Annotated in this window: 13 protein-coding genes; 2 read left to right on the forward strand and 11 right to left on the reverse strand. The window is 45.9% G+C overall.

Features of this window, described 5'->3' with window-relative positions:
* Positions 1 to 7 precede the first annotated feature (7 nt).
* From L5M51_RS07490 to L5M51_RS07500, 3 genes are all read right to left on the reverse strand, one after another.
* Positions 8 to 886 carry an ABC transporter ATP-binding protein gene (locus L5M51_RS07490; protein WP_028760513.1) on the reverse strand — a complete coding sequence of 293 codons (879 nt, stop codon included), beginning with the start codon at positions 884 to 886 and terminating at the stop codon, positions 8 to 10.
* A gap of 254 nt (positions 887 to 1,140) precedes the next feature.
* A complete protein-coding gene (locus tag L5M51_RS07495; RefSeq protein WP_263172188.1) occupies positions 1,141 to 2,679 on the reverse strand; it encodes a hypothetical protein in 1,539 nt (512 codons plus the stop codon).
* 195 nt (positions 2,680 to 2,874) lie between these two features.
* Entirely contained in the window at positions 2,875 to 3,861 is a 987-nt protein-coding gene (locus tag L5M51_RS07500; protein WP_263172190.1) for a TerC family protein, read from the reverse strand.
* A 690-nt stretch (positions 3,862 to 4,551) separates the two neighbouring features.
* Here L5M51_RS07500 and L5M51_RS07505 point away from each other — a divergent pair.
* Positions 4,552 to 6,177: a peptide MFS transporter gene (locus L5M51_RS07505; protein WP_263172192.1), complete on the forward strand. Its 1,626-nt coding sequence runs from the start codon at positions 4,552 to 4,554 to the stop codon at positions 6,175 to 6,177.
* 25 nt (positions 6,178 to 6,202) lie between these two features.
* On the opposite strand, the gene L5M51_RS07510 is transcribed toward L5M51_RS07505, so the two are convergent.
* From L5M51_RS07510 to L5M51_RS07535, 6 genes are all read right to left on the reverse strand, one after another.
* Positions 6,203 to 6,442: a DUF3624 domain-containing protein gene (locus L5M51_RS07510; RefSeq protein WP_113938889.1), complete on the reverse strand. Its 240-nt coding sequence runs from the start codon at positions 6,440 to 6,442 to the stop codon at positions 6,203 to 6,205.
* A 35-nt stretch (positions 6,443 to 6,477) separates the two neighbouring features.
* Positions 6,478 to 7,623 carry a 2-alkyl-3-oxoalkanoate reductase gene (gene oleD / locus L5M51_RS07515; RefSeq protein WP_263172196.1) on the reverse strand — a complete coding sequence of 382 codons (1,146 nt, stop codon included), beginning with the start codon at positions 7,621 to 7,623 and terminating at the stop codon, positions 6,478 to 6,480.
* Positions 7,624 to 7,771: 148 nt separating this feature from the next.
* Entirely contained in the window at positions 7,772 to 9,616 is a 1,845-nt protein-coding gene (oleC, locus tag L5M51_RS07520) for an olefin beta-lactone synthetase (RefSeq protein WP_263172197.1), read from the reverse strand.
* Entirely contained in the window at positions 9,616 to 10,527 is a 912-nt protein-coding gene (locus L5M51_RS07525) for an alpha/beta fold hydrolase (RefSeq protein WP_168823602.1), read from the reverse strand. The genes oleC and L5M51_RS07525 overlap by 1 nt, the downstream gene beginning before the upstream one ends.
* 168 nt (positions 10,528 to 10,695) lie before the next feature.
* Positions 10,696 to 11,745 (reverse strand): 3-oxoacyl-ACP synthase III, encoded by a 1,050-nt coding sequence (locus tag L5M51_RS07530; RefSeq protein WP_028760522.1) that lies wholly within the window; start codon positions 11,743 to 11,745, stop codon positions 10,696 to 10,698.
* Between the two features lie 253 nt (positions 11,746 to 11,998).
* Positions 11,999 to 13,348: an SAM-dependent methyltransferase gene (locus L5M51_RS07535; RefSeq protein ID WP_263149028.1), complete on the reverse strand. Its 1,350-nt coding sequence runs from the start codon at positions 13,346 to 13,348 to the stop codon at positions 11,999 to 12,001.
* A 233-nt stretch (positions 13,349 to 13,581) separates the two neighbouring features.
* Here L5M51_RS07535 and L5M51_RS07540 point away from each other — a divergent pair, with 233 nt between their 5' ends.
* Positions 13,582 to 13,815, forward strand: a complete 234-nt coding sequence (locus tag L5M51_RS07540; protein ID WP_006085323.1) for a DUF1289 domain-containing protein — start codon at positions 13,582 to 13,584, stop codon at positions 13,813 to 13,815.
* 57 nt (positions 13,816 to 13,872) lie between these two features.
* Here L5M51_RS07540 and L5M51_RS07545 read toward each other — a convergent pair whose 3' ends face one another.
* Both L5M51_RS07545 and L5M51_RS07550 read right to left on the reverse strand, forming a co-directional pair.
* Positions 13,873 to 14,235, reverse strand: coding sequence for a YajD family HNH nuclease (locus L5M51_RS07545; protein WP_028760525.1), 363 nt, complete (start codon positions 14,233 to 14,235; stop codon positions 13,873 to 13,875).
* 151 nt (positions 14,236 to 14,386) lie between these two features.
* A complete protein-coding gene (locus L5M51_RS07550; protein WP_105249669.1) occupies positions 14,387 to 16,363 on the reverse strand; it encodes a BCCT family transporter in 1,977 nt (658 codons plus the stop codon).
* Positions 16,364 to 16,681 lie beyond the last annotated feature (318 nt).

A 16,681-nucleotide genomic window follows, 5' to 3' on the forward strand; every position in this document is an offset into this window, starting at 1 on the left:
TATCTCCTTAGGCAGCCTGACGGCGGTGACTGAGTAAAGTCGAAAAATACAGATCTTCAAGCCCAGCAGTCGCAGGGGTAAATCCTTCAGGACAAGTTTCAGCCATCACATTCAGTACTGTGCGTCCCGCTAATAAACGCTTAGAAATCACAGGTAATTGCGCTTCAAGCTCCTGCGCCTGTGCTTGACTCACAGTCTTAGTCCAAATTTTTTCCGTTAATTCACCCACCAATTGATGTGGATTGCCTTGAAGCAGAATTTTACCCGATGCCAAAACCGCCATATTAGCGCAGAGTTCAGACACATCTTCGACAATGTGAGTCGAGAGGATTACCACTTTTTCCTCGCCTAAACTCACCAGCAAGTTATGGAAACGGTTACGTTCTTCGGGATCGAGACCCGCAGTCGGCTCATCCACAATCAATAACTTAGGATCACCAAGCAAGGCCTGAGCAATACCAAAGCGCTGACGCATACCGCCAGAAAAACCACTCACGGCTTTATTTTTATGCTGATAAAGATTGGTGTGCGCCAACAATCCTTCAACCGCTTCTTTACGCAGCTTGCTCTGATTAATGCCCTTAAGAATGGCTAAATGATCTAACAGGTCATAGGCGCTAATACGCGGATAAACATTAAAGTCCTGAGGTAAATAACCTAAGGTTTTACGCAGCGCTTGAGGGTCGGCTAATACATCAATACCGTCAAACACTATGCTACCACTATCGGCACTTTGCAGGGCGGCAATGGTACGCATGAGTGATGACTTGCCCGCGCCATTGGGTCCGAGTAAACCAAACATCCCTTTGGAAATCGTTAAATCAACACCATCGAGTGCTTTAACACCGTTATCATAGGTTTTAGTGAGATTAGAAATAGTCAGCATGCTTCCCTCTTGCGTCTGTGAGTTCAAAATACCGACAAACTATCACATAAAATTAACCTTTACAGTAGTTATCAAGATATTCATGTACTTACAGAATGCTAGCCAGCAAAACAAACTACATATTCTTAATCCCTAAAATAGCAAAAGGGACTCTATTTGAGTCCCTTGCTATTGAAATACAATATAAAAGTAAAAATATGCCACGAATTAAAATATGGCGTACTAAATACAATTTAGTTACATAAACGCCAACATTAGCGCGAGGGTAAAGTGCCATCAAATACACGTACTTTGATATTCTTTTTCAGGTTATCTTGGTCTTGTTGCCATTCTTGCCACTGGGTGAGACTAATACTAAGCTGCAATGAAAAATCAGTAGAAATCCACTGTTTTTGCCCTTGAGTATATTTAGGTGCAGGGACTATGTTACTGGGTCCAACGAAGGACGCAGAACACATAAAGGTTTTGAAATACACTTGGTCAATTGATAAATCGAGGGCGCTGGGCGATGTTAAACATTGACCACTGCCCGGCTCTTGATACGAGGCAAATTGGTACAGGATTGCCGGTGTATTATTGGTACTATCAGGAACTGAAGCAGTTTGATGGCAAGATAAACAGCTACTTAATGCATTATCCGCAGGGCCATTTAAACGCCCATTACACCCTAAGTGTCCCGCATTGGTGTGCTCATTCAAACGGCCAACGACCTCTTGAAATACCGCGCTATCCTTAAGCCCTGTGATTGGGTTTTGAGGGAATGCTGCCGCTCCCACTGTTGCTGGCGGCGTGTCATTCCCCCACATTAATCCCAGAGGTGAGATACGATCCCAAGGATTTTTCTCTTTCGCTTTAAACTGACCATCGGCGACAAAAGTGCCATAGGCCCAGCCCACGGGTGAACGGCTGTCGCGCACTGCAATATCAAACTGCAACAAGTACACATCGGCGACAGAGCGCGGGCATTGCTCTGTTTCCTGTTGGAAACTACAGGCACTGCCATCGGCGTTTTTACATACACAGAAATCACTGGCACTGATATTGGCTTGCCAAACAGGTACATTTTCAAGGAAAGGATAGTTATTAGGCGTTGCGGTAGTGAACAGTAACTTGCCAATCACACTGCCTTCATTAAATGCAAAATTTTGCTGGGGCATCACAGGTGATGGTGCCCCCGTCCATACCTTGCCAATGCTGTTTGCCGCCTGAGGATTATAAAAACCCACCGCCCACATAGTGGTTTTAAGGGAGCCTTGGCCTTTTATCTCCATAGTAACGGGGGCTTCTCGGGTCAAGCCATGGATAAATTCCCGCCCACTCATGGGATCATAGGTCTGATAGGGAATATGGTACCAAGAGCGCACCTTGTTGTTACACAGATCCCAGTCTTTACTGACATCGCCTTTGTCGATGTTTCCCTCTTGGATGTACTTCATCACAGCCCAGAGGTATTGCTCAGCTTGGGTATTTTTATCACTTTCACTCAGATTTTTATCGAAGGGATTGAATTTAAGCCAAGGTGCAGCGCTATCTGGTTTAGCACTCGAATAAGCATCACTGAGGCTAAAAATAGGCCCCTTCCAGCCAGAATAAGCTTGGTTGATAATGACTTGATTGTCCCACATACCTGTTTTTGTAAAAGCAGGATCTTGGAAGTAACTTGGATAGGCTCCAGTACAGGTTGAATTTGCGTTAGATCTAGTGTTGGGCGATTGCTTATCTGCAGCTTTTGCGTTGACTGTGGTCAATGAACAAACGGTGAGCAGAAGTATGGCGGTAATGTTGAGTTTCATAATATCGTCCTTGAAGAGTATTAGTCCTAAAAACTCCCTTTGTGAGCCCAAAACTAACAACGGCTCGAATTAAGCATAGACTAATTTTTAACATCTTCTGTAAAGCTTAACGATTCACATATTAAGGATATAAAAAAGGCCGTTTAGTATGACTAAACGGCCGAAACATATTACTTATTGGACTAGCCGTCCAAGCTATTTCTCAACTTCTTGCCCACGCGTCTTCCACAGCGAATACAAGACACCTAAGACTAACAGACCAAAAGTCACACCAAGGGACACTGCTGTTGGGATAGTAAAGTCCACTATTCCCTCGTGATTGAAATACACTAAACCCACTTTCACCCCAATAAATACTAATACCACTGACAGCGCATATTTAAGGTATTCGAAACGGTGCACCATAGCAGCCAAGGCAAAATACAAAGCACGTAGCCCCAGAATCGCGAAGATATTCGAGGTATAAACGATGAAAGGATCTTGGGTAATCGCAAAAATAGCGGGAATACTGTCGACTGCAAACACCAAATCCGCGGTTTCCACTAAGATCAACGCCAAGAATAACGGCGTCGCCCACCATCCTTTTGTTAACTGATGATCTTCGCCACGTACCCAGAATTTTTCTTTATGCAGCGTTGGCGTAAAACGCATCTTAGTGCGTAACCATTTATAAAACTTATTGTCTTGGATATCACCGTGCTCATCGTTTGAGAAGAGCATTTTCACGCCAGTGAAAATCAAGAAGAGTCCAAATAACACAAGTACACCTTGATACTGGGCAACAAGCACAGCACCAAGACCGATCATAATGGCGCGCAACACTATTACGCCCATAATGCCCCAGAAGAGCACTCTATGTTGGTATAAACGTGGGATACCTAAGCTACTGAAGATTAACGCAATAACAAATACGTTATCCATAGACAGTGATTTTTCAATCAGATAGCCCGTTAGGTATTCCATACCGGCGGTTGAACCCTTGTACCACCAGAGCCAGACCCCAAACAATAAGCCCATACAGATATAAAAGGCTGAAAGCTTTAAACTTTCAGCCACGGTAATTTCATGCTGATCCTTGTGCAATACGCCAAGGTCAAAGGCTAATAACGCCAGCACAAAACCGAAAAACATTAACCAAACCCAAAGCGGGTAACCCACAAATAGGGTGGTAAAAAACTCCATAAGTCTCCTTAGTAACACATAACGACTGATCTAAATCAGTAAAGTTGAGCAGATAGACATTGACTCATTGTAGAAATATAAACTGTGAAATCTTATATGAAAAATGCAACTATCAAGATTAAAATTCTTTTACAATCAATATAATTATGGTGCTTATTTATACTTATGCCTCGAATAAGTTCACTTCTCAATCACAGCGCTTCCCTGAGAAAATCATCTAACCCACCCATTCGTGACATTCCTTTAGATAGCAGCCTCGAACAAGCGCGTAGATGCTCTACCAATAATGCAAAATTGCTATCAATCATAAAACTTACACTATCCATTAAACGACGAACTACAGCTAAATCAAGGCTAAAGCCGCTAAGATAAAACTGCCACAGTTGAATTATGGCCACTATTTAGCACTCATTTCTTAACTGAAAATGAATTAATTTAACCGCTTAGTATTGCTATAGCGAGCCTTAAAGAACGGCTAAAAATGTTAGTTATACAAAATATTCATCACTTTCAAGACCCTTGGCTGTTCCATATCATCCGAGTGTGATTAACTGCTGCAACAGTGCCGTCTTTTAGTGATCAAAAGCGCCGCGATAATCACAAATAATGAAAAATAATTAATAAAATTCATTACGATAAAATGAATCATTAGCTGCTCGGCGCATAAAGTGCCAGCAATGGGAGTCTTAAGTGTCAATAGAACAAAACCCGTCGCTCGCAATGCAGGGCCCACAAGGCTCGCCCCCAGCTGAAATGCTATTTGGGCATCCTAAGGGCTTATTTGTCTGCTTTTTTACCGAAATGTGGGAACGCTTCTCTTTCTACGGTATGAAAGCATTACTGTTTCTTTACCTGATTAAATATCATCTATTTACTGATGAATTTGGTTACAACGTGATTGGTGCTTACGGTGCCTTAGTGTATGCCATGCCCGTAGTGGGTGGCTTATTGGCCGACCGCTATATCGGCATGCGCAAAGCGGTGATCTTTGGCGGTGTTTTATTGGTGCTCGGCCACTTAGGTATGGCCTTTGAAGGCCATCAAGCGGTTATCGTTGCAGGTGAAGTTCAACGGGATGAACAAGCGCTGCAAGTATTCTATTTATCCCTTGCCTTAATCATTGTCGGAGTGGGCTTTTTAAAACCCAATATTTCCACCATAGTCGGTCAGCTTTATCCTAAATCATCCGCTAAGCGAGATTCTGGTTTTACCATTTTCTACGCGGGCATCAACTTAGGCGCCACCTTAGCCCCGCTAATTTGCGCTTATTTAGGTGAAACCTATGGCTGGAAATACGGTTTTGGTTTGGCAGGTTTGGGGATGTTAGCGGGTTTGTTGGTGTTTATTCGTGGCAAGAAACATCTGCAAGGCTTCGCCGAACCCAGAGATCCTGCGCGGATTTTAAAGAAAACCGCCGGCATAACGACAGAACAATGGATTTACTTAAGCGCAATTGGCAGCGTAATCATAGTCTGGGGGTTGATTCAAACCCACTCCCTCGTACTTTCGATTAGCAGTTTATTACCCGCTGTGAGCCCAGTGATTTGGTTCTTGCACTCAGTATCACTAGTGCTTGCCCTTGGTATTGGCTGGTTCATGGTGAAACATTGTAATCCGATTGAACGTCAACAGATGTCGGCTTTGCTGCTTTTCATCGTTGCGGGTTTGGTCTTCTTTGGCTTATATGAGCAGACCTATGGCTCTTGGGTAGCATTTTCGGACCGTGTGATGGACCGTAACATGCTAGGCCTCGAATGGAGTGCGGGACAGCTAACCTTCCTCGGTGCCTTCTTTGTGATCAGTTTGTCGCCTATCTTCGCTTGGCTGTGGCCAGCCCTCGCCCGTAAAAATTGCGACCTAAGCAAACCAGTTAAAACCGCACTCGGTATTTTGTTCGCGGGTTTATCCTTTATGGTGCTTGTGCTCGGGATCCAGATGCCGCTAAGCAGTGGCTTAGTGAGTATTTGGTTCTTAGTCGCGGCTTATTTTGTATTAGAAATCGGGGAGTTATTGCTGTCGCCCATAGGCTTATCTGCCGTGACTCAGCTTTCGGTAAAACGCGTAGTCAGCCTGATGATGGGTGCTTGGTTCCTCGGCACTTCATACTCTGAAATCTTAGCCGCCGAATTAAACAAGCTCGCCGCGATTGATACCCAAGGCGGCGTGATAAGTGACGTACCGAGTGCGATGGCGCTATACGAGCAACTGTTTATCTTCTCGGCGCAAATTGGCGTGGTGATGGCATTAGTCTTCTTTGCCCTTGCGCCATTAATGAAAAAAATGATGCACGAGAAAATGGCAACTAACTCAGTTTAAGCATACAAACAGAAAGTCAGTTGGCTTACTCTCGCCCTCTGAGGCGACGGTAAGCCAAGACAATAAGATGTAAAGCCAATAACCCCGTAAAAGCGGTGCAGAAAAACAGTAAGGCAATCGAGTTTACATCCCTAGGCGCATCATAATAAAGCCACCACCACAGCGGCCAACCGATAGCCGACAAAGCCGTAAGCTGCCACATACATCGTTTGCAGCGACCAATCTTTTGCCTGAAAATTGACGTTTTACAATCACCGCAACTCATAAACCCCCAATACCATGATGGCAGTATATCTAAAACTAAAGCGACACTTTAAGCCTTGCCATCCCTTGATTAATAGAGACGAGCGCACGATAACCTAAATCTCGTTTAGCTGCGCTGATATCAAAATAATGGCTGCAGGATAACTGCCGTGCGACAAAACGCGTCATCATGGGCTCTTCTTGCTTCTTTAGGAGGTAATGTACACTTTCCAATACTGCGCCTACTACATAGGCCACAAATTGAGGCACACGCTTAGTCACTGGCGGTAAAGCATCGCAGGCCAAAATCAGATTGATCATCTCGGCCATAGTGATGGGTTCATCATTACTCAGAAAATAAGCTTTCCCTTGACACTTAGGCTTTGCTTGGCAAAGTTCCAGTGCCGCCAGCACATGGGCATAGGCAGCGTTGTCTATGTAGATGGTATCGACTAGCTTATCTTCGCGGCCAACCAGTTTAAGCTTACCTAAACGCCCGCGCGACAATACCCGAGGCACTAAATGGGGATCGCCAGGCCCCCATATCAGATGCGGCCTGAGTGCGACGGTTTTTAACGCATAGGGTGCAGTGGCTTGAGTCGTCACTTGGCTAGATACTTGGGTCACATCAGGATTTTCAAGTGGCATGTCACCCACTTGATTGGCATCGAGCATCATCTTTTCAGCGATGGCTTTAGAGTGGGCATAATGATTCAGGAATCTTGTAGCATAGGGAGTAGACTCATCAATACCCGATTCATCCTGCCCTGCAAAGGTCACACTCGGGGTACTGGTATAAACTAACTTATCTATTTTTAATGCCTTACAAGCGGCAATCACATTGGCAGCGCCCTTCACATTCGGACAAAAATAGCTGTCTCTGTCACCCCAAACACCTGCTTTAGACGCCACATGAAATACAATATCGCAGCCTTGCATCGCCTGTTGCAGCAGATCTTTATTGACTAAATCCCCTTGCAGCATGACTACGCCCAGCGCTTCAAGTTCGGGATAATGCCCACGCGCAAAACCTGTGACCTTAATGCCCGCGGCTAACAATCTCAGACAAATCGCTTTACCTAAAAATCCCCCCGCCCCCGTGACAAAGGCGTGTTGCACCTTAAGCGCGAGCTGCGCCAGTGCCGTTTGTTCAGCCGCATCAAATTGGGCAAGCGTCGTGCTCTTGATTGGGTCTTTCGTCATTAAGGGTATCCATTTCAGCACATTTACATGAACTTAAAGTCGGTGTAATAAGTTTAAAATAAGCACAAGGGCTTAAAAATAAGCGAGTTTGTTCAAATGAACACAGAATATAACGTAAAAATGCAGGAAAAAGCCGTGGAGTTTTAAATCAACCTTTCGTTTGTGATTGTGCCCAAACGGCTAATTTTTCTCTAAAAATCTTGGCATTATGCCGCACATCCACAGGGAAATCAGGATGGATAAGAAACCGCCTTATGCCCTGAGTCTGCGTAAATTGCTCGGCGATGGCGATCAAATCTTGGTACAACTGCTGACTCTTATTGCACACCAATGACTGGTCGAGTTCGATACAAATTAACGGCTCTATCTCGTTCGCCACTTTCACTCCCACTAAAGCGGAGCGCTTCACATTGGGATGCGTATTAAAAATGCGCTCGCAGGGAATGGAATAATAACGTTTAGCAAACAATCTGTTAAGGGTAGCGTCGACTCTGTGGGCCTTACGACCACACATCCACAGAAGACCTTGATCATCAAGATACCCCAAATCGCCCATGCGGTGTCTAACGGTATCGGTTGCCGAGTCCCAAATCTTGGCCGCCGCAGTCGCGCGTTTGCCTTGGCTTTCGTTTTGGCTAGCGTGCTGACTATTGTTTAGATAATAGGACTGACTCACCATAGGCCCCTGCACGACTATCTCGCCGATTTCACCGTTATTCAGCTGTAAGGCATCATCCCACTCGGGAATAACCTCTTCGCTGATAGCAATAATGCGAATCGTCACACCATCGATAGCGCGACCGACACAGATACCACCGCCGTTATCTGTGATGTCAGTCGTGGCAAATAACGCATCGCTGGCAATCATACTAATAGGCAAAGATTCGGTTGCGCCGTAGGAATTTAAAATCGGCACACCTTGGCTCAGCATCTTACTAAAACGGGCGATGGAGGCAATGGTGGCTGGCGCACCCGCGGAAATCACCCGCTGTACGCTGGGCAGTTTATGCTGTTTTTGTTCCCCCGCGCGGCCTAAACGTTCGAGCAAAGCGGGATTAACAAAAATATTACTGCATTGATATTTCTCAATCGCGGCAAATAGAAATTCAGGATTAGCAGTAATAGGTTTGCTGGCATCCATTTCTGGAACGATAGACGCCATGCCAAGTGCGGGACCAAAGAGTGAAAACAGCGGAAAAGTGGCTAAATCGCGCTCGCCATGGCAAATGCCATAATCGTTTTTTAGCGCTTGAATTTGTGCCTCAAACATACCATGGCTATACACCACACCCTTAGGCGTGCCAGTGCTGCCACTGGTAAATAAAATCGCCGCTATCTCATCAGATTTAAGCATCACCATGGGATATTCAGACTTTGGAGCAGAAGATTGTACTGAGGTGCTTTGCAGCAGAGTCGATAAACTTATCGCACCAGTACCGATACGGATTAACTTTGCCGCTAAGCCTGTTTTGCCGTCATCAACATTGAGTAATGACTTAATACTGCCCTTACCCCAACCAAATAGACGTCTAGCAATATGAGCCTTGGGAATACCAATAAAGGCATCGGGCGCGGCTTCAGCAAAACACTGTTTAAGATTGCGGATCCCCATGCCGGGATCAACTAGGATAGGAATAACCCCCGCTTTAAACAGCGCAAAAGTAAGTGCAAAAAAATCCAAACTCGGCGTGACCATAAGCACAGCCTTCATGCCGCGCTCAATGCCATGGGCGTTAAGCGCAAAGGCTATCGCATCGCTTTGTCTGTCTAGATTAAGAAAGTCCAACTCGCTGTAACGCAAATTCGCCACAGAAGCGCCCTGAGCGCTTTGTACTGCTACCGCAAGATGATGGGGAATGGCATGGGCGGCTTGCTTGAGATGACGACAAATATTGGCATCATTGATTGTTGCTGACGCAGAAGTGCCACTTAAAAGTGACTTTTCCAACGGCGTCACTAAAGGAGCAACTTCAGTCTCAAGCAAGGTCGACATTAACCTGCGGCCTGTTCGGACTGCGCCGCTTCTACGTGGTCGTCAGCCATAAAGCCTTTGATATGGGCAATCACTTCATCGCTGGCATCTTCCAAAATGTAGTGACCACAATCGGCAAATTCATGCACTGTCGCATGGGGCATGTGTTGGCGCCATTTCGCTAAAAAGTGCTTATCGAATACAAAGTCCTTGAGGCCCCAGCAAATCAGGGTCGGCACTTTGGCAAACTGCGGTAAACTCGAAGCAATATCAGAGACTAATTGATAATTTCTATCGCCTTCACGCAGCGGAATATCCTGCACAAAACGCAGCGTCGAAATGCGATTAGCCCAAGAGTTAAACGGCGCGACATACGCCTCGCGAATGTATTTCGACATCGGCTGACGCTTAACACCCACATAGGAAGCAATAGACGAAAAGGCATTGAAACCGCGTACCAACACAGTGCCTAACAGGGTATTACGACAGATCCACAGCGGCCAAGGGAATGGTTTAGTCTCGGGCAAATGGAAAGCGCCCGTGTTCAATATCACTAGGCGTTTAATGCGCTCAGGATAATGCGCCGCATAACCCATACCTATCATGCCGCCCCAGTCGTGTACGACTAAGGTAATATTTTCTTTCACATTCAGGCTATCGAGCAGGGCTTCGAGATCGTCGATACGATTCTTAAGGGTATAGTCATAACCACTATCGTCTGGCTTATCCGACAGGCCACAGCCGATATGATCCGGCACTATGCATTGGTGAGTGTCTTTTAAGGCGCTAACAAGATTGCGGTAGTAAAACGACCAGCTAGGATTACCGTGAACCATCACCACAGGCTCGCCTTGACCCTCGTTGATATAATGTAGCTTGTTGCCATTACGGCTAAGAAAATGACGTTTAAAAGGCAACAGAGTGTCTAACATGACGCTTCCTATCTTGATTCTTTATGAGAGCGAATAACGGGTTATGTACAGCTGGCTTAGCTTATCGACAGAACTAAAGACTAAGCTATCAACTGAATCATGGACTTACTGGGTTGACTCGAATGTATGCCAGCCATCAAGCAAAGGCGTGAAAAGGTGCACTGCACCCTACCACTTAATACCTAACATCATGCAATTCAATCCACTGCCTATGCCTAAAAAGCTCACTTGATCGCCCGCTTGTAAAAAGCCTTGATCGTGCGCCATCGCAGCGGTCACAGGTAACGACACTGTGCCCATATTGCCCAGCAGCTGATACGTAGGAAATTCTTTTTCGGGGGGAATATTTAACGCGCTAAGCACTTGCTTACGGTTTGAGGCACCCACTTGATGGCAAATCACTTTGTCCACTTGCTCAACCAGCCAATTACGCTGCTCAAGGAAATGCTCCCAAGTGTGCTTCGCCAATTCAACGCCTTCTTTAAGCAAGGTAACGGCATCGGTACGCATAAACTCGCGGTACAGATTGTGCCCCACTTCCTGCAGACCCCATTGACACAACTGATGATGCTCAGGCGCCGATAAGTGCGATGCACCCAGCAATTGATGCTGACGCACATTTGTCAGCGGCAAGCTGCCATCGGTAAGAATCACCGCCACGGCACCAGAACCACCGGTTAAGGTCGCCAGTGACTGGGCAAAATTCTGCATGGTCGGATCGGCCAACATGTTATCGATAGTGACATCGACAATATCCCGCGCCGACTCACAGGACACCACCATACCCGCCTTGATTTGACCCAACTCAATACGGTTCGCGATATCTAAAATACCCGATAACACCCCAAGACAAGCATTGCTGATATCGTAAATCGCAGTGTCTTTTGACACACCCAATTCGGCAGCAATACGACACGCGGTCGCGGGCTCATGTTGATCGCGGCACACGCCGGTATAGACAACCGCACCTAAATCGGCGACATCAATCCCAGTTTCAACCATGGCTTTACGGGCAGCTTTAATCGCACCGTCGGACAATTGATGTCCTTTTGGCCACCAGCGGCGTTCGGTAATCCCAGTCAATGCGGCAAGCTGTCCCATAGGAATACGGAACTTTTGATACAAAGGAGCAAGACGAGACTCTAGCTCACTACTGGAAACCACAACAGGCGCCAGTTCATAGGCCAGGCTATTAATAAATACGCGGGAATATTTCATGAAACTGTTTTATTCGCTCACTAGAATGACTGACCAGCAGGTCAGCTTTCAGTTGTTATTCGTCATTAATGCGACATTTGAACAAGAAAAGCCCGATGATTCAATAAAAAACCATCTTGAGTGTAAGACTTGTCTCACAGCGCAGGTTCCAAACACGACGGCCCTGAATTAACTATCACTAAACTTAAATGCGCTAATATAGAAATAATTCATAAAAAACATCACAGTACAGCATATTTTTAGACGCGCAAAATTATACCGCCATTTTTTGCGCTAAAATCAGCGTATTTCTTGGTGTGACGCTGTTTGCACAAAATTCACCCACGCAAACACCATATCCTTGTTCCTGCAAAAAACAAGCGCGATCTAAGATTAACCACTGCTCCAGTGCGCTGCGGAATAAATGCGCGACTAAATCAATACGGCGAGTTAATTGTTGTCTTTGTCGCCCAACGTCAAGCCAAGCTTCAAAATCCCTGTTTTTTGCAAGATTAACGGCCTTAGTCTCGGCTGCCCACAGGCAAAAATCCGTAAAACTGCCGCTCAACTGGCTCTGTTTTAACGAGGGTAAAGGCAAATATTCGTCGATTTGTCGACATTCACGTTGCAGTGCATCAAAGCCTAAGCGCCACGCAATTTCTTGATGGCGTAGCGCTTGCTGCTTGGGATTAGCGATCACACTCTGCTGCAGCGGTAACTGTAAATCATGGCGACTGAGCTTTAGGCTGCTCTGCTGAGCAAGAATGGATAACGGCTGATAATGGCTCGCTTGAATTAAATGATAGCAACAGGGAGAAATCGCCAATGCCTGCGTGCCCGCCTCGGCCGCCAGCGTTAACAGCCGAACATGCAAATCTCCGCAGGCATGCAAAGCAACTGCTTGCTGCTGAGCAGTTAAGGGATGAGTTGTTAACGGATTCGCTGCTGAGGGATGTTCAACTGGTGTTTCGACAGTGGCTATAGCCCTGTGCTCAGCGCCAATAGCAAAGGCATCGGCGCAAATAAAAGTCTGCGATAACTGCCACTTATCAGCAAAGGACTGCCCTGCTTCACACAGCGGCGCCTGCCACTCTAAGCTCACCACATCGGCGCCGCGAGCTTTAGCAATCAAGCGGCCCAAATGCCCTTTTCCTGCACACCATTCCAATACGGGTAAATTAAGCTGGGGTAAATGCTGCACAAAGGCGGTAATTTGCTGCCATTTTCGGCCTTTAATGTGAGCACTAAAGTGCGCCTCATCATCAAAGGACAAACCGCTGTCCTGCGCTTTATCTACCTTTGTGGTATCGGTAATAGTAATATCAGCAATGGCTGCGGTAAGTAATGACAAGTCCCAATCTTGGCCTAATGCCCTAAGATCGCGGTTTAATGCCGGTGACAGCGTCTTAACCAGTAAAGATTGCTCGGCATCGAGTCCATCAAGCTCATCATCAGCCAGCGCCCACACAGCTTCGGCCAACTGCGGAAAATCCTGTGCCCAAGGTAAAGAGTTCACTTCAAATGCACGCACTTGCCACAGGGCAGCACTCTTTTCAAGCAACTGATTAAGCTTGCTAAATTGCTGTGAGTAAGTGAATTGTTGCTGCAGATTATCTTGGTTCACGTCATGCCCAGTGTAAAAAATACTTGTCTCACCTTAGGCCAAGGGAATGCGCCCTAAAGATGACTTTATGCGAAAAAATGTTAGTATCGCGGCCTTTAAACACTCAACCATATCGTTAACTGAATACACGCGTTAGCGAGCATAGGTTAACGAACTTTGATTAACTGGCTTCGGTTAACTAGCTTCTATTAACTAGCATCGGTTAACTAACCTTAAGGCTCCAGAGGACACACATGCTTTCACCTTGCGTCGCACGCTGCGGTTTAAATGACGAAGACTACTGCATGGGCTGCTTTCGACATATCGATGAAATTGTCAGTTGGCGTACGAGCAGCGAAGCACAACAGGCAGCCATTTGTCAGCAACTTCCCGCCCGTAAAGCTTTATTTGAAGGCAGTGAAAACCAGCATATTTTAAGTCGTGATAAATGGTTAGCTGCCGAAGCGCGTTTAACCGACAAAGACTAAACGCCGCCTGCTAACGCCACCCTCTGCGCAAGCTCATCCTGCTAACAGCCTACAAGACTATTTTTTCAGCATTGATTTTAAGTCAGCAAAGGGATTGTAGGTCGCCGCCGCTTGCTTGGTTTCTGTGGTGCTACCGTAGCGGATCAATTCTTCAAAGCGAGAATGTTCGTTGTCATGGCAATAAAGACATAATAATTCCCAGTTTGAACCGTCTGACGGGTTGTTATCGTGGTTATGATCCCTATGATGCACAGTCAGTTCACTTAAGTTTTTTGGGGTAAATTCGCGGGTACAGCGGCCACACACCCAAGGATAGAGTTTTAACGCTTGCTCACGGTAACCGCTCTCACGCTTAGCTTTGTACTCCCGCGCATCGGCTAATACTTTATCTAACTTACTCTGGCCTGGCACTGATGACATAGTGTAATCCCTAAAACAAACCCTAAAAAAATTGCCCCAAGGATAATCCGAGTTATCACTTGGGGCAATATATCCCGCACTTTGCGGGTTAATGGTGCACGATTTGTAGACGTAAATGGCTAAGCCGACTTACGTTACAGGCTTACGTTACTTAACTTACGTGGGCATGATCGGCATTCGACAGATGCAAATAGTGTAAGTATTTTTCATACTGAGTCACCACATCCGCGAGGATTTGCTCTTCGGTATAACCCATCACATCGTAATGCTGACCACCTTGTTCAAGGTACACTTCGGCGCGGTAATACAAGGTATTTCCCTGCTCGATTTCAGTCCCTATTGGGTTAGTGATGTCAAAACAACGCGTTCGTACACCGTAAACAAAGGGTAAATTCACCTCATTGCTGATCACTAATCGCACGCGGCCATCTAAGTATTCAAGATCGGCCACTATGCCTTTAGCCATAAAGTGTTGACACACCTTAGATAAAGCGGGCGTAGCCACATTATTCAAGAACACTTGCGCTTCTTCATGGGTAGGATGCGAGACTAAAACCCCAATACGCTCTTCCCAGCTCATATTAGTTTTGGCGTATTGCACACTAGTATTGTGTAACTGCACGCTATTAATCTTCAGCCAATCATTTTTCAGGGCTTTAAATAAGCCCAGACACATGAATAGCATCACCACTAAGAACGGCATAGCACTGGCGATAGCCGCCGTTTGCAGCGCCTGTAATCCACCCGCTAACAACAATACCGAAGCAACGACCCCTTGCAACAGTGCCCAAAAGATCCTCTGCCATACGGGGGCATTGTTATCACCTCCCGAGGTAAGATTATCAATCACTAAGGATCCCGAATCCGACGAGGTCACAAAGAAAGTGACGACTAAACAAATCGCAATCCCAGAAAGTAAAGTCGGAAACGGCATGTGCTCGAAAAACACAAACAAGGCCACTGATACATCGGTATTCACCGCCTCGGCAAGATAGGTCGCGCCGTGATTCATAATCGAATCAATCGCCGTATTACCAAATACCGTCATCCACAGAAAGGTCAGCGCCGATGGCACAAATAACACACCAATCAAAAACTCACGGATGGTACGGCCGCGGCTTACACGTGCAATAAAGGTACCGACAAAAGGAGACCAGGAAATCCACCAACCCCAATAGAGCAAGGTCCAGCCTCCGAGCCAATCTTCCTTATGTTCATAAGCATACAAGTTAAAGGTTTTACCCACTAAATCACTTAAGTAACTACCGGTATTCTGCACAAAAGCCTGCAACAGCATAACCGTAGGGCCAAGGATCAAGACGATAAGCAATAAAATAATCGCGAGACCCAGATTGAGTTCGCTTAAGCGCTTCACGCCTTTATCGAGGCCAGAAAATACCGACAAGGTCGCGAGCAAGGTAATGCCGATGATCAAGCACACCTGCACCACAGCATTATTAGGTAAACCTTCAAATAAATAACTCAACCCAGAATTGACCTGCAACACCCCAAAGCCCAGTGATGTCGCCACCCCAAACATAGTGCCAAGCACAGCAAATGTATCCACTGTATGGCCAATAGGACCATAGATGCGTTCACCAATTAAGGGATAAAGCGCACTTCGCGGCAATAACGGTAACTTATGTCGATAAGAGAAATAGGCCAGACTCAATGCCACCACAGCGTAAATCGCCCAAGCATGCAGTCCCCAATGGAAGAAAGTGATCTTCATTGCCTCTTTTGCGGCAATAAGACTCTCTGGGGTTGCATCCGGCGGCGCCAGATAGTGCATCACAGGTTCAGCGACCCCAAAAAACATCAAACCTATGCCCATACCCGCCGAAAACAACATGGCGATCCAGCTTTTATAGCTGTAGTCTGGCACTGAATGATCTGGTCCTAGTTTGATATCGCCGAAGCGACTAACCATGACAAATATGATAAAAATCAGGAAAAACGCCACACTTAGAATGTAAAGCCAACCGGCTTTCATTTCTATCCATGACTGCATTGATCTAAAAAAGGTGTTTGCCTCTGTGGGCCATACTGCGCAAATCATCACCATCAAGATGATGAAAAAGACCGACGAATAAAATACCGGCGGATTAATACTAGACTTGATTGACATTGACTCTCCCTATTTCTAGCGGGTTCACACTCCAAATATCTCAACATACCAACGGCGAGATAGGACAAAACTTATACTTAAAATTTGGTTAATACTGCGTGGCTCATCTATGACCAGTATGGGGGAAATCCCAAAGATCATGGCAACGACTCGCTATGGCTAAACGCGACAGGATCTGAACAACGGGATTAACAACACTCGACTTTTTTAAGCCAATGATTGATGGATAAACAGAATTAACACCACTAAGGCAGCTAATACCCACCTTTAGCATAAAACAAATATATTACTAGAATATTCAGCATAAAAAATGGCGAC

It is taken from the genome of Shewanella sp. SM73, assembly GCF_025653795.1.
Taxonomy (GTDB): Bacteria; Pseudomonadota; Gammaproteobacteria; order Enterobacterales; family Shewanellaceae; genus Shewanella; species Shewanella oncorhynchi.

Bases quoted from the DNA above. Each gene is read 5' to 3' on its own strand.
- L5M51_RS07490 (WP_028760513.1), bottom strand. From the start codon at position 886: ATGCTGACTATTTCTAATCTCACTAAAACCTATGATAACGGTGTTAAA.
- L5M51_RS07495 (WP_263172188.1), bottom strand. From the start codon at position 2,679: ATGAAACTCAACATTACCGCCATACTTCTGCTCACCGTTTGTTCATTG.
- L5M51_RS07500 (WP_263172190.1), bottom strand. From the start codon at position 3,861: ATGGAGTTTTTTACCACCCTATTTGTGGGTTACCCGCTTTGGGTTTGG.
- L5M51_RS07510 (WP_113938889.1), bottom strand. From the start codon at position 6,442: ATGAGTTGCGGTGATTGTAAAACGTCAATTTTCAGGCAAAAGATTGGT.
- oleD (WP_263172196.1), bottom strand. From the start codon at position 7,623: ATGACGAAAGACCCAATCAAGAGCACGACGCTTGCCCAATTTGATGCG.
- oleC (WP_263172197.1), bottom strand. From the start codon at position 9,616: ATGTCGACCTTGCTTGAGACTGAAGTTGCTCCTTTAGTGACGCCGTTG.
- L5M51_RS07525 (WP_168823602.1), bottom strand. From the start codon at position 10,527: ATGTTAGACACTCTGTTGCCTTTTAAACGTCATTTTCTTAGCCGTAAT.
- L5M51_RS07530 (WP_028760522.1), bottom strand. From the start codon at position 11,745: ATGAAATATTCCCGCGTATTTATTAATAGCCTGGCCTATGAACTGGCG.
- L5M51_RS07540 (WP_006085323.1), top strand. From the start codon at position 13,582: ATGCTTTCACCTTGCGTCGCACGCTGCGGTTTAAATGACGAAGACTAC.
- L5M51_RS07545 (WP_028760525.1), bottom strand. From the start codon at position 14,235: ATGTCATCAGTGCCAGGCCAGAGTAAGTTAGATAAAGTATTAGCCGAT.
- L5M51_RS07550 (WP_105249669.1), bottom strand. From the start codon at position 16,363: ATGTCAATCAAGTCTAGTATTAATCCGCCGGTATTTTATTCGTCGGTC.